Genomic DNA, 14,066 nt, shown 5'->3' on the forward strand with positions numbered 1-14,066 from the left:
GGAGAAGGAGCATGACGGCGGAAATGACAGGTCTCGGGCGGTGGGTGCGCCGCCACCCGGCCGCGCCGGGGGCACCGCGTCTGCTGTGCTTCCCGCACGCCGGCGGCGGCGCCAGTTCCTACCAGGGGTGGGCCCGGGAACTCGCACCGGGGGTGGAGGTTCTGGCGGTGCGTTATCCCGGGCGTGAGGACCGGTTCGACGAGCCGCCCGCGTCGAGCGTCGAGGCACTCGCGGACGAGATCGCCGCGGTGCTGCCGGTGTCGCGGGAGCAGCCGTTGGTGCTGTTCGGGCACAGCATGGGCGCCGCCGTCGCCTTCGAAGTGGCCCGGCGGATCGAGCGGGCCTGTCCGGGCGGGCTCACCCGCCTGTGTGTATCGGGGCGGCCCGCGCCGCACGCGGCCCCGTCGTCCGCGGTTCATCTCCTGTCGGACGACGCCATCATCGACGATCTGCGCGCGATGGACGGCACGTCGAGCGACATCCTCGACAGTGCCGACTTCCGGTCCCTCTTCCTGCCCGGCATTCGGGCCGACTACCGCCTGATCGAAACGTATCGGCCCCGTCCCGGAGCGCGGATCTGCACCCCGGTGTCGACCTTCTGCGGCACCGATGACCCGCATGTCCGCCCCGAGGAAATGCTGCGCTGGGGTGAGGTGACCGACGGCGGTCTCAGCTCCCGCGTCTTTGCCGGTGGGCACTTCTACCTGCACGAACGGCTGTCCGAAGTGATCGCCGAAGTGGCCCGGGTGTTGCATGTGACGCGTCCCTGCGACGCGCCTACGGCGTAGTGGGCGATGCGGGGCGCCCTCTCTTGGCGCCCCGCTCCAGCTCTTCCGTCTTCCCGCCGTCAGCCTGTGGGGCTGGGTTCCGCGACGGCACCCGCGACCCCCATCTCGTAGGCGAGGATCACCGCGTCGACCCGGTTGCGCAGGGCCAGCTTGCGGCAGATGCGGTTGAAGTGGGACTTGACCGTCGCCTCCGAGAGCACAAGGACGTCCGCGATCTGCTGGTTGGTAAGCCCCTGGGCGACGAGTTGGAAGATCTGCATCTCACGGGGTGTGAGCAGCGAGAGTTCACCGGAGGGGCGAAGCGCGTCGAGCCGGTGGGTCCGCCGCAGCGCCTCAAGGACCTGGCCTACGATGCCCGGGCTCATGGCGGCACCGCCCCGGGCGACGTCCCGTACGCCCGAGACGATCTCGGACGACTCCCGTTTGAAGAGGAAGCCGCGCACACCCGCGCGGGCCGCCCCCAGCACGCTCCCGTCGGCGAGACCGCCCTCGGAGGCCAGGAGCACCACGCCGGTAGGGCCGTCGAGGCGGTCCCCGACCAGCCGCCGGACCACATCGAGCAGATCCGGGCCCGGCAGGTCGGCGTCCATCAGCACCATGTCGGGCCGATGGGTGCCCGCCAGCTCCAGCAGGGAAGTCCCGTTGGCCGCCTCGCCCTGGACCCGGAACGTCGGGTCACTCTCGAAGAGCGCACGCAGCCCGCGGCGCACCAAAGGCTGTTCGTCACCGAGCAACAGTTTGATACGGCCGGTGCGCGCGCCCAGTCTGGGCCGCGCCGACATCAGTCCCTCCAGGCCGCCCGCAGTATGTACCGCACTTACGCACCCCATTGCCAGTTCCCCCATCAGACAAGTCATCAATCCGCGGCGCGCCGATAACGCACCAAACAACGTGGGCTGTTACGAGCCATACCCTAAGTGAACGTTGCACAAATTTGGCGGAATCTATTCCTCCGCTTTTAGGTTGGCGTGATTCTCCCTCCCGTCGAAGTGGCGGAAGCCGGTGCTGGAGCCGCCAGTTCCGCTCCAACTCCGCACTCACGCATCTTTTGCGATATGAAAACTGTTATCACGTCACTTTGTAGCTACTCTTATTCAGCCACCGAATCCCTGCCCCTTACAGTCATCACATTCCGGACCAACTCGTGCATACAGCAAGAAGTTAGACCGAGCGTCCCTTATTCCGTCACTTCGCCTGAACAGGCCCAACGCCCGGTCTACACGTGAGAACCATCACTGCGGTGGCTGGATCACGCCCACTGGATCGAGCGGAGCGCGTCCTCGGCGGACGCGTCGCCGTGCGCGTCCGGCAGTGACTCGAGGAGCACGAAGCGCCCCGGCAGCACGGACTCGCCCCCCTGCGCGCGCACATGGGCACGCAGCTTGACCGGGCTCAGGTTCTCCACCCGCCCGTACCAAGGGCGGTTGACGGGCCGGCGCGGCGGAGCGGGCTCCGTGGGGAAGCGTGCCTCCGGTGCCGCCGCCGCGCCGTCGATGCGGACCAGGCTCACGTCGAAGGCCCCGTCGGGCAGCGAGCGGGCCCAGCTGAGGCGGACCGCGTAGGGCAGGTCGTCGCCGAGCGACCAGATCTCCTCCGGCTCGACTCCGTGGCCGGCTTCGGCGCCGGCCCGGGCGAGCACGTCGGCCGCCACGGCCGGGCGGTCGGGACGCGCGAGGAGCTCGGCGGCGATGTGGTCGGCAAGCACCCGCGCGTTGGGCACGCCGAGCAGCCCGAGCACCGCGGGGCACTCGTCCTCCAGGTGGCGACGGAGTTCGGCCGCGCCCCAGCGGTCCCGCTCCCAGGGCCGCCACTCGGGCACGACGGCCTCGCCGGCGGGCAGGCGGTCGAGGCGGATCACCACGTCGTAGCGGAACCGGTTCATCTCGGTGCGGCGCGTCCCCCGCCGCAGCAGCACCGCCACGTGCGCGACACGCGGCAGCCGGCCGACGAGCGCGGTGAAGTAGCTGGGGTCGATGATGAGTTCGGTACCCGTGCAGCAGCGGCGCTCGACGAGGGCCTGCACCTTCTCGCTCGGCGCCCGTTCCGGGGCGCGGGCCAGTTCGAGGCCCGCCCCGAACGCCCGGTTCAGCGCCGCCGAACGCACGTCCCCGATGAAGAGGAAGCCCCCCTCGTCCACCGCGTCCACGGCCTGGCGCACGACCCGGTCCAGGTACTCCTCGTCCGGGAAGTACTGCGACACCGAGTTCACGACGAAACCGTCGACGGAGCGCGGGGGCACCGCGGACATGTCGTCGGCGGGCGCCTGGAAGACCTCCACGCCCTTGGGCAGCTCGCCGCCGAACGCGCCGCGGATGCGGTCCACCGCGCCCGCCGAGATGTCGCTGGCCAGATAGCGTTCGGTGCCCGGAGCCAGGCGGTGGAGCAACAGGCCTGTGCCGCAGCCGACTTCGAGAAGGCGCCGGGCGCCCAGCCCCTTGATGCGGGTCACCGTGCCGTCGAGCCAGGCACGCATGTCGTCCTCGCTCAGCTCTCCGCCGGTGTAACTGCTCAGCCAGCCCCGGATGTCGAACGTCGGGTCCTCGGACGTCGGCTGGGCGTAGACGTGGTCGTACACGCCCTGCCACTCGGCCACGTACTGCCGGCCGAGGGCGGCCCCGTCGTCCCGCACGACGTCGTTGCGGCGGGGGACCACATAGGCCGTGCGCACCGGCACACCGTCCGGCGCCACCTCGGTCAGCACGGTGCAGTGCTCGACGCCGGGGTGAGTGCCGAGGATTCGCTCCAGTTCCTCGGCGGCTGCCGCCGCTTCGGATGTCCGCGCGTCGAGAGCGGGCATGTGATTCTCCTTCTCTGGGGGTCACGGCAGTGCCGTTACTGGCATGCCGTCAGAAGTGCGGATTTACCGCGGTTGGCCACTGGAATGCGGAAAGGTGGTTCGGGTACGCCCGTATCAACACCGGAAGATGTCCACATGCTATCGATCGGCATTGTCCACCGGAAGGCGATTGCCTGCCGAGCGGTGCACTACATCCCACGGTTTACACGATGTCCGCTTCTTGCACACTCAGTTGCAGAGCGGATTGCCTACTCGAGTTGGAAGACCGGCCCCGCTAGACGCTGGTAGCGTCCTCGCCGATCGGTGCCCGGGGCCAGGGCAGCGTAAGGAAGAGCTACCGTCGGGGTGAATTCACATGGCAGAGAACGTCATCGGCGAAATACCCGAGTGGGGGCCCGAATGCGTTCGGGAATTGCAGGAGACGCTCCTGTCCAACACTTCGCCCTTCCCCTGCACTTTCGCGGTGTCGGGGACCAAGCGGGACAGCCTGCGCTTCGGCTTCGTGGAGTCCCTGGACGACCGGAGCACCTGGGACGGGCTTGGGGACACGCTCACCGAGTACCTGACCGGGTATCAGAAACTGGGCCGTGAGACATCACTCATCGTCTTCTTCCGGCCGGACGGCCGCACCCGCACGATGGAGGAGTACCGGGCGAGGTTCTGGTCGGTACTCCAGCACCTGCACGACACGGACGAGAGCCCGTGGCCCGCCGAGGTGCCCCGCGACACGGACGACCCCTGGTGGGAGTTCAGTTTCGGCGGCACCCCGATCTTCGTGGTCTGCAACACTCCCGCGCACGTCCTGCGCCGCAGTCGGCACAGCCCCGTCTTCTTCATCACCTTCCAGCCGCGCTGGGTGTTCGAGGAGTTGGGCGCTGACACGGCCCCTGGAGCCGCGGCGCGGCGCACCATCCGCAAACGGCTCAGCCGGTACGACGCCGTCGAGGCGTCCGAGGAACTCGGCTCGTACGGCGACCCCGACAACCGGGAGTGGCGTCAGTACTTCCTGGCCGATTCGTCGGACGCCCCGGCGGCCGGAGGGGATCGCTGCCCCTTCCACTCCCGTGACGGCGAACGCGTCCCCGCAGGTCAGACCACCGGGCGCGACAGCACCATGCGCTTGGAGCCGAGGACGGTCGGCGAGGTGTAGGGCACCGGCGGCTCGGCGAAGCGCAGTTCACCGCAGCGCTCCAGAAGCATCCTCAGCGCGATCCGGGCCTCCATGCGGCCGAGCGGCGCCCCGATGCAGAAGTGGATGCCGTGGCCGAAGGACAGGTGCGGGTTGGGGCTGCGGGTGATGTCGAACGTGTCGGGGTCGGTGAACTGCCGCTCGTCGTGGTTGGCCGAGAGCACCCACGACGCCACCATCACGTCTGCCGGGATGTCCACCCCGCCGAGCGTGGTGTCCCGCGTGGTCAGCCGGTACGCGAGCGGGGCGGGCGGGCTGTAGCGGAGCACCTCCTCCAGGGCCGCCGGGATGGCCGCGGGATTCTTGCGCAGCGCGGCGGCGGCCTGCGGATTCTCGTCGAGACACACCAGGCTGTTGCCGAGGAGCAGGGTGGTGCTGATGTGTCCGGCAAGCAGCATCATGAGGGTGATGGTGAACACCTCGGACTCGCTGAGGCGTTCACCGTCGACCTCGGCGGCCACCAGCCGGCTGAGCACGTCGTCGGCCGGCTCGCGGCGCCGCTGAGCGGCGTGGTCGAGGATGTAGTCCTGCATCTGCAGCAGCAGCGCGTTCATGTTCTCGGGCAGTTTCAGCCGCTCGGCGTCGACCGCGCTCGCGTCGTGGTTGGCGGCGACGAGGTCGTCGGCCCAGCCCCGGAACATCGCGTGGTCCGCCGCCGGGACACCGAGCAGTTCCGCGATGACAGTGACGGGCAGCGGGTTGAAGAACCCGGTGACCATGTCGACCTCGTCGCGGCCCGCCATGGCGTCGAGGAGTCCCGCGGTGATCTCGGTGATCTTCCCCTCGAGTGCCAGGACGGCCCGCGGCGTGAGCGCCTGGGCGACGAGCTTGCGCAGCTTGCTGTGGCGCGGCGGGTCGGTGACGCTCAGGTGCCCCTCGAGCAGGTTGGGCACCGGGCGGCCCTCGGCCGTGGTCGCGGCCTCCCCCTGCGGCGCGGGAACCAGCCTGCCGAAGTCGGAGGAGAAGGTCTGCGAGTCCTTCAGCATGTGCTGGGTTTCGGCGTAGCCGAATACCTGGCAGGAGCGCGTTGCCTCGTCCCAGCGCACGGGGTTCTCCCGGCGGTTTCGGGCCAGCCATTCGCGCAATGGCCGGCCTCCGTCCTCGCTTCCGGGCGGCGGGCTGGTCACGGTCTCGGTCATCGGTGCACTCCCCATTCACGGCCGTGGTCGGGTTCACGGGTCGGCCGGCCCGATCACCATAACCACCGGGCCGACGGCTTGCCCAGAAACCTCAACTGCGGGTCGTAGACAGGGTTTCCACCCCTGGTTGGACGACTTCCGTCGAGTTCCGTTGTTAGCTTCGTATCCGCTCGAGGTCGCGTGCGAACAGTGCGCCACCATCGGCGTCGATGAAAGGGAAAGAATTCATGTCCCCTGTCTCGCGTATCAAGAGTTCCCCGGACGACCCCAATGGAATTGTCCGGCGATACGCAGCGAATACGCCTTTTCGCAGTGCGACGGCAGAAGAGCTCGTCAATGAGGACAACCCCTTCCGGCGGCCGGTACGCCCGCACGACCTGGGTTTCCTCGACTACGGCACGCCGCTGACCGCCGACCGTGCGCTGCGGCTGAGCGCCCTCCTCGGTCACCGGATGCTGCGCACCGTGCACGACGCCGACCAGCTGTTCGTGCCGGCCGGTGGGGACGGGCATCCGAGCGCCGACGACGCCGAGGCGTTCCGGTCGGTGGAGAACCGCGTCCTCGCGCTCCAGGCGGGCCAGGTCCTCGAACACCACCTGTTCCACTGGCTGGGCGAGCTGCACACTCCGGTCGAGGGCGGCTCCGACGCCGTCGTCCGCCATGTGCAGGGTGTCCTGGAGGAGCGGCGGGCCCACCCCGGCAAGGCCCTCGACGTGGCCAGGTCCTGCCGGCACCGCACCGACGCGGCGACGTTCACCCTGGCGCAGCTGACCGCGGCGCGGCCCGCGGTCCAGAGTGCCGTGAGCCGGGGCCTGCTCGGCGACTACGGCACCGCGCATCCCGCGCTGCGGGGCCTGCTGCTCGACGATCTGCGCGACCGCGCGCACCGCCTGCCGCACTACGAGGCGCTGCTGGCCGGCGCCGAGCTGTCCGCGGAGCCGTACGCCTACTGGCAGTTCCTGCTCGGTTCGTCGCTCGCGGGCGCCAACCACCTGCACTCGGTGGCCCGCGACCACGCGCGCCTCGGCGAGTTCCTGGGCGCCTGGGTCCACCACCGGCTGGACGAGTCGGTCACCGCTGCCGCGTACGGCGAGGTGTTCCAGGGGGCGTTCGGCGAGGCGGGGGCAGCCTGCTTCACCGGTGTTCCGCAGCTGACCGGTGAGGCGCTCGCCGAGCTGACCGGGGCGCTCCTCGGGCCGCTCGTGGAGCGGTTCGGCGCGGACGGCGCGCTCTCCTTCCACCGGGGCTTCGAGGACGCGCGGCGGCTCGCCGCGGCGGCCGACGGGGATCTCGCCGTGCAGTTGGACTGGGCGGACCGGCTCGACGAGTACAAGGACAAGGCGGAGAAGCTCGACGCGCTGATCTCGGCGAACGGCATCGAGGTCGACCTGGAGACGTTCGTCGAGTCCCACGAGGAGACCTCCACCACCCATGTGCACGACGACCACCGGCTGGTCGTCGTGGAGGTCGGGCAGATGCACTTCTGGAACAACGTGGGCCAGATGATCCCCATGAACGAGGGCGACAAGCTGCTCATCCCCGCCGAGCGGCTGCACGGCTCGATGGTGCGTTCGGGGACCTGCACGTACCACCAGCCCGTGATCTCGGAGGAACTGCTCAGCCAGGTCTGAGCCCGCCGACCCCGCCCCACCCCAGCACGCCGCTCCACGGGCTGGCGCCCGGTACTTCGCGAAGGACTCCCGGTGACACTTCCGGCAACAGACGAGCAGGACGGCAGCGCGTACCGCGTCGTCGTCAACGACGAGGAGCAGTACGCGCTGTGGCCTGCCGACCGGGCCGACCCGCCCGGCTGGCGCCGCGAAGGAACCACGGGGACCCGCGCCGGGTGCCTGCGCCGCATCGAAGAGGTCTGGACGGACATGCGCCCGGCCTCGCTGCGGCGCCAGATGGACGGGCGGGCGACGGCTCAGTGAACGCACATACCCACGACGCCGTCCACGGGGAGCACGCGGCGCAGGACGCACGCGGGGACGACCGGATCGCGGTCGTCGGCTTCTCCGGCCGCTACCCGGGCGCGTCGTCGCCGCAGGAGTTCTGGACGCTGCTCCGCGACGGCAAGGAGGCACACACCGAGTTCACCGAGGAGCAACTGCGCGCCTCCGGGGTGCCGGACGCGCTCCTGGACGACCCCCGTCTGGTGCGTCGCCGTCCGGTCCTGGACGGAGTGGAACTCTTCGACGCCGCCTTCTTCGGCTGCACCCCGCGCGAGGCCGAGCTGATGGACCCGCAGCAGCGGCTGTTCCTGGAGTGCTCCCTGGAGGCCCTCCAGTCGGCCGGGTACGACCCCGCGGCCTTCGCCGGTTCGATCGGGGTCTTCGGCGGCGGCGGGCCCACCTCGTACTGGCAGCGTCATCTGTCGGCGGATCCGGCCTACTTGCACGAAGTGGGCGAGTTCCAGGCGTTGTTGGGCAACGAGAAGGACTTCCTCGCTCCGCGGGTGTCGTACCGTCTCGATCTGCGCGGGCCGAGCATGAGCGTCCTCACGGGCTGCTCGTCGTCCCTCGTGGCGGTGCACCTGGCGGTACAGAGCCTGCTCGGCGGCGAGAGCGACCTGGCCCTCGCCGGCGGCGTCACCGTGTACTTCCCGCAGCAGGCGGGCTACGTGCACAACGAAGGGGGCGTCAACTCGCCCGACGGCCACTGCCGGGCCTTCGCCGCCGACGCGAACGGCACCGTACCGGGGGACGGCGCGGGCGTGGTCGCCCTCAAGCGGCTCTCGGACGCGCTGGAGGACGGCGACCAGGTACTCGGCGTACTGCTCGGCACGGCCGTGAACAACGACGGCGCGCACAAGGTGGGCTTCACCGCGCCGAGCGTGGGCGGCCAGGCCGAGGTCATCGCCGAGGCGCTGGCCGTCGCCGACGTCGAGGCCGAGTCGATCTCGTACGTCGAGGCGCACGGCACCGGCACCCCGCTGGGCGACCGGGTGGAGGTCGCCGCCCTGACGGAGGCGTTCGGCACGGAGAAGCGCGGCTACTGCACGCTCGGCTCCCTGAAGCCGAACATCGGCCACACGGACACGGCGGCCGGCGTGCTCGGTCTGATCAAGGTGCTGCTCTCGCTGCGCCACGAGGAGATCCCGCCGGTCGTCAACTGCGCGGTGCCGCACCCCGACATCGACTTCCCGAGCACCCCGTTCCGGGTGAGCTCCCAGCCCACCCCGTGGCCGCGTGGCACCGAGGCGCGCCGCGCGGGCATCAGCTCCTTCAGCGTGGGCGGCACCAACGCCCACATCGTCGTGGAGGAGCCGCCGCTGCAGGCCCCCTCCCCCACCGGCGAAGGCCCCCAGCTCCTGGTGCTCTCCGCCCACGGCGACGCGGCGCTGCAGCGTTCCGGGGCGGCGCTCGCGGACGTTCTGCGTGCCGAGGGAGCCCCGGCGCTCGCCGATGCCGCGCACACCCTGCGGGTCGGACGGCAGGCCTTCACCCACCGCCTGGCGCTGGTGTGCCGCGACCGTGCCGAGGCGGTGACGGCCCTGGACGGCACGGGCGTCACCCCGGTCACCGTGGGGCGCACCGAGCCGTCCGGGCCCACGCCCGACGTGGCGTTCCTCTTCCCCGGCCAGGGCAGCCAGCGCCTGGCCATGGGGCGGGGACTGTACGAGACGCAGCCGGCGTACCGCGCCGTCGTCGACGAATGCGCCGCACTGCTCGCCCCCGAGCTCGGCGAGGACCTGCGCGCGGCGCTGTACCCCGCCACCGACGACGCCGGGGCCCTTGCCCGCGCGACGGAGCGTCTCACCGAAACACGGCTCGCCCAGCCCGCCCTGTTCACCACGCAGTACGCCCTGGCCCGGCTGCTGGGCACCTGGGGAGTGCGCCCCACGGCATTGCTCGGGCACAGCATCGGTGAGTTCACCGCCGCCTGCCTGTCGGGGGTCCTCGCGCTGCCGGACGCGCTGCGCATGGTCGCGCTGCGGGGCCGGCTGCTCCAGGACTGCCCGCCGGGCGCCATGGCCTCCGTACCGCTGGCCGCCGAGCGGGTACGTGAACTGCTCGACCCCGCGGGCGAGGTGACCGTGGCGGCCGTCAACGCCCCGGAGCAGACCGTGGTCTCGGGTCCCGTCCCGGCCGTCGAGGAACTGACCGGCCGGCTCACCGCCGCCGGGCACCGCGTCACCGCACTGCGGACCTCGCACGCCTTCCACTCGGCGCTGATGGCCTCCGCCGTGGAGCCGTTCACCGAGGCGATGGCCGGGGTGCGGCTCGACGCCCCGGAGGTGCCGTACCTGTCGAACGTGACCGGCACGTGGATCACCCCGGAACAGGCCACCGATCCCGCTTACTGGGGACGGCAGTTGCGTGAGCCCGTGCTGTTCGGGGCGGGGCTCGGCGCCCTGCGCGACGCGTCCGCCCGGACCCTGTTGGAGGTCGGCCCCGGCAACACGCTGCGGGCCCTCGCCGGGCGCGGCACCGGGCCGGGCGGTGCTCCGGTGGTGGCCACGCTCGGTTCCGACCCCGACGCGCGTGACGCCGCTCCCCTGCTGGACGCCGTGGCGCAGCTCTGGGTGCGCGGCGTGCCGGTGGACCTCGGCGCGCTCGGCGGGGACGTACCGCGGCGCCGAGTGGCCCTGCCTACCTACCCCTTCGAGCGGCAGCGCTACTTCGTGGACGTGCCCACCGGCGGCGCGGCCGCGCCCGTCGCCCGTGCCTCCGTTCCCGCCGACGCGCCGCAGGAGGAGCCCCGTCTCACCCGGTACGAGCGGCCCGAGCTGCCCACCGCCTACACCGCGCCCCGTACACCTCTTGAGGAGACGGTCGCCGAGGTCTGGCAGGACGTCATGGGCGTCACGCCGGTCGGGGCGCACGACAACTTCTTCGACCTGGGCGGGCACTCTCTGCTCGCGGCGCAGGTGGTCGCCCGGCTCCAGACGCTGCTGCCGGTCGCCCTCACCGTCACCGATCTGCTCTCGCAGGCGCAGACCGTCGCCCAGACGGCCGAAGCCGTGGAGCGGCGGCTGCACGAGAAGTTGCTCGGCATGTCCGACGAGGACGCCGCCCGGCTGCTCGGCGAGTGACGCCGGGGCCGTCCGGCGGCACACCAGAACATCCCAGCGCCCACCATCGGGCACGAGCGAAGGTTGACGCCCTCATGGTCCCACCCGGTCCCCGCGCGGACGACGCCGAGCTGTCCTCGACGAAGCAGCGGCTGATGGAGAAGTGGCTGACCGGCGGTGCCCGGCCACAAGCGCCGCAGATCCCCCGCCGGGGCCTCGGCACGGCCGACCTGTCCTTCGCGCAGGAACGCCTGTGGTTCCTCGCCCAGCTGCACCCGGAGAGCTCGTACCACCATATGGTGGAGGCGATCCGGGTCCGCGGCCCGCTCGACGAGAACGCCCTGCGGCACGCCCTGGAGCAGGTCGTGCACCGTCATGAGGCGCTGCGCACCGTCTTCCACGTGCACGCGGGCGAGCCCCGCCAGGTCGTCCTCGCGGAACAGCTGCTCGCGTTCGACGTGGACAGGCGGGTGCGGGGCGAGGAGGAGACGGTCGAGCTCCTGCGACAGGACTCCGACCGGCCGTTCGACCTCACGCGGGGCCCTCTCATCCGCTTCCTGCTGACCTCGCTCGGCCCCGACGACCACGTCCTGATGGTGACCATGCACCATCTCGTGGGCGACGGCATGTCGATGGGCATCCTCTTCCGGGAGCTGTTCGCCTGCTACGCCGCCCGGATCGATGGGGTGGCGCCGAGCACTCTGCCCGAACTTCCGGTGGGCTACCCGGACTTCGCCCAGTGGCAGCGCGACCTGCTGCGCGGCCCGGAGCTGGAGCGGCGCCTCGCACACTGGAGCCGCGCGCTGCGCGAACCGCTGCCCACCCTGGACCGGCTCACCGACCGGCCGCGCCGCGGCCGCACCAGTCTGCGCGCCGTCAGCCGGGCCTTCACGCTCGACGAGCCGGTGGCGACGCGGCTGCGCGCACTGGCCCGCGAGCACCAGGCGACCCTCTTCATGACGCTGCTCGCCGGCTTCAACACCCTGGTGCACCTGCGTTCGGGCGACGAGGACATCGTCACCGGCTCGGTGGTCCACGGCCGCGACCAGCCCGAGGTGGAGAACCTCATCGGCTTCTTCGCCAACACCCTGGCGCTCCGCTTCGACCTGCCGGCCGGACTCACCTTCGCGCAGGTCCTCGAGCGGGTGCGGCAGACCTGCCTGGAGGCGTACGCGCACCGCGACACCCCGATCGAGGTGGTCGCCGCCGAGCTGCGTCCGGGACGCAACGGTGGGGACAACCCGCTGTTCCAGGCGGCCGTGGTGGGCGAGAACCCGGCCGGGGCCGCGCGGATGGGTGACCTGGAGGTCGCGGCCTTCGACTTCGGGCTCGACACCTCCGAGTTCGACCTGGTGCTGCACTACTGGGAGACCGACGGACGCATCGAGGGCGGGGTGCGCGGCAGCGTCGACCTGTTCGACCCGGCGTCCGTCGACCGGTTCACCGAGGACCTGCAGCGGCTGTTCACCGCCGTGCTCGACGCGCCCGACGTGCCGGTTGCCGGACTCGGCCTCCTCGGCGCCGCGCCGGAGCAGGTGCCTGAGGCGTTCTCCGCGCCGGCGGTCCCGGACGCCGACGAGGCGACCGTCCCGACCGTGGACGGCGACGTGGCGCTCACCGCCACGGAACGGGAGGTCGCGGCCGTCTGGCGGGAGGTGCTCGGCCTGCGTGAGGTGGACCCCGACGAGGACTTCTTCGAGGCGGGCGGGCATTCACTGCGGGCCGTACGGGTCCTGCTGCGGCTGCGCGAGCGGCTCGGCGTGGACCTGCCCGTCCAGGTGTTCTTCGACGCGCCCACGGTGACCGAGCTGGCCGCCGTGTTCGACCGGGCGCGCGTCGCCGGGGACTCCGGGGCCGCGCGGGAGGAGGCGGCCGACGCGGACGCGGCGGTGCTGCGCGCCGACGCCGTCCTGGCCGAGGACATCGTCTGTGCCGGCGCCCCCGCGGACCCGGAGCGTGTCGCCGCGCCGCAACACCTGTTCCTGACCGGCGCGACCAGCTTTCTCGGCGCGCACCTGCTGGCCCGACTCCTGACGGTGACCGGGGCGCGCCTGCACGTCCTGGTGGACGCCGAGGGGCCCGGTGAGGCCGAGCGGACCCTGGCCCGCGCCCTGGCCCGCTTCCGCCTGGTCGTGCCCATGGAGCGGGTGACCGTCCTCGCGGGCAGTCTGCGCGAACCGCTCCTCGGCCTGTCGCCGATGACGTTCGCGCGCCTCGCGGGCACCGTCGACGCGATTCACCACGTCGGCTGCGAGGCCAACCTGGCCCAGCCGTACCGGCAGTTGAAGGCGGCCAACGCGGGCGGCACCGCGGAGGTCCTCAGGCTCGCCGCGCGCACCAGGATCAAGCCGGTGCACTACGTCTCCTCGCCCGGCGTGCTCTTCGAGCGCGGCGCCGAGCCGGGCCTCCTGCGCCCGGACGGCAGGGTGCCCGCGGAAGCGGTCCTGCCCTCCGGCTATGTGCGCAGCCGTTGGGTGGCCGAGGAACTGGTCGACGAGGGCAGGCGGCGCGGCGTACCGGTCTCCGTGTACCGGCCGGGGCGGCTCGGCGGCGACTCGGCGACCGGCAGCGGAGACCCCGAGTCGGCGTTCTGGCGGTTCATCGGCGCCTGCGTCGAACTGGGCGCGGTGCCCGACTTCGGGGCGGACGCCGACTTCGACCTGGTGCCCGTCGACTTCGCCACCGCCGCGCTCACCGAACTGTCGCTCAGCCCCGGGGCGTTGGGCCGCACCTATCATCTCGCCAATCCGGCACGGACCCGGCTCGACACCGTCGTGACCCGGCTGCGGGCGGCCGGGTACCGGCTGGCGTGGACCGACGCGGACCGCTGGGCCCGGCTGGTGTCCCAGGACGTCCTGGACGCGGGCGGTGACGAGGGTTCGGCGCCGGTGGCGGCGCTCGCCGGGGCCTCGCACGGCATGCCCGGCTTCGGCAGCCTGCGCCTGGACGTCTCCGGCACGCTCGACGCGCTCAACGGGTCGGGGGTGAGCTGCCCGGCCGTGGACGGACCGCTCCTCGACCGCTATGTGGACCACCTCGTCGGGGGGCGGCGGCCCGCCCCCCCCCCCCCCCCCCCCCCCCCCCCCCCCCCCCGCCCCCCCCCCCCCCCCGCCCCCCCCGCGCCCCACCACCCGCC

The 14,066-nt window shown here is 71.8% G+C and carries 9 protein-coding genes; 6 read left to right on the forward strand and 3 right to left on the reverse strand.

Going from position 1 to position 14,066, the window contains the following annotated elements; all coding sequences use genetic code 11:
* The first annotated feature begins 23 nt into the window (after positions 1–23).
* Positions 24–788: a thioesterase II family protein gene (locus ACFVYL_RS23805; RefSeq protein ID WP_389719272.1), complete on the forward strand. Its 765-nt coding sequence runs from the start codon at positions 24–26 to the stop codon at positions 786–788.
* A 59-nt stretch (positions 789–847) separates the two neighbouring features.
* On the opposite strand, the gene ACFVYL_RS23810 is transcribed toward ACFVYL_RS23805, so the two are convergent.
* Both ACFVYL_RS23810 and ACFVYL_RS23815 read right to left on the reverse strand, forming a co-directional pair.
* Complete coding sequence (locus tag ACFVYL_RS23810) at positions 848–1,570, reverse strand: LuxR C-terminal-related transcriptional regulator (protein WP_389719273.1); 723 nt, start codon at positions 1,568–1,570, stop codon at positions 848–850.
* Between the two features lie 467 nt (positions 1,571–2,037).
* Complete coding sequence (locus tag ACFVYL_RS23815) at positions 2,038–3,585, reverse strand: methyltransferase (protein ID WP_389719274.1); 1,548 nt, start codon at positions 3,583–3,585, stop codon at positions 2,038–2,040.
* Positions 3,586–3,940: 355 nt separating this feature from the next.
* Here ACFVYL_RS23815 and ACFVYL_RS23820 point away from each other — a divergent pair, with 355 nt between their 5' ends.
* Positions 3,941–4,735 (forward strand): YqcI/YcgG family protein, encoded by a 795-nt coding sequence (locus ACFVYL_RS23820; protein WP_389719275.1) that lies wholly within the window; start codon positions 3,941–3,943, stop codon positions 4,733–4,735.
* On the opposite strand, the gene ACFVYL_RS23825 is transcribed toward ACFVYL_RS23820, so the two are convergent.
* Complete coding sequence (locus ACFVYL_RS23825) at positions 4,675–5,913, reverse strand: cytochrome P450 (RefSeq protein WP_389719277.1); 1,239 nt, start codon at positions 5,911–5,913, stop codon at positions 4,675–4,677. The two genes, ACFVYL_RS23820 and ACFVYL_RS23825, sit on opposite strands and share 61 nt — an antisense overlap.
* Positions 5,914–6,140: 227 nt before the next feature.
* Between ACFVYL_RS23825 and ACFVYL_RS23830 the strand changes: the two genes are divergently transcribed.
* From ACFVYL_RS23830 to ACFVYL_RS23845, 4 genes are all read left to right on the forward strand, one after another.
* A complete protein-coding gene (locus tag ACFVYL_RS23830) occupies positions 6,141–7,544 on the forward strand; it encodes a hypothetical protein (RefSeq protein ID WP_389719278.1) in 1,404 nt (467 codons plus the stop codon).
* Between the two features lie 72 nt (positions 7,545–7,616).
* Positions 7,617–7,847, forward strand: a complete 231-nt coding sequence (locus ACFVYL_RS23835) for an MbtH family protein (protein ID WP_389719280.1) — start codon at positions 7,617–7,619, stop codon at positions 7,845–7,847.
* Entirely contained in the window at positions 7,844–10,951 is a 3,108-nt protein-coding gene (locus ACFVYL_RS23840; RefSeq protein ID WP_389719281.1) for a type I polyketide synthase, read from the forward strand. The genes ACFVYL_RS23835 and ACFVYL_RS23840 overlap by 4 nt, the downstream gene beginning before the upstream one ends.
* Positions 10,952–11,025: 74 nt before the next feature.
* Positions 11,026–14,066 (forward strand): thioester reductase domain-containing protein (locus tag ACFVYL_RS23845; protein ID WP_389719282.1); only part of this gene is annotated, 3,041 nt, incomplete at its 3' end.

Source organism: Streptomyces sp. NPDC058308, assembly GCF_042880275.1.
Lineage (GTDB): Bacteria > Actinomycetota > Actinomycetes > Streptomycetales > Streptomycetaceae > Streptomyces.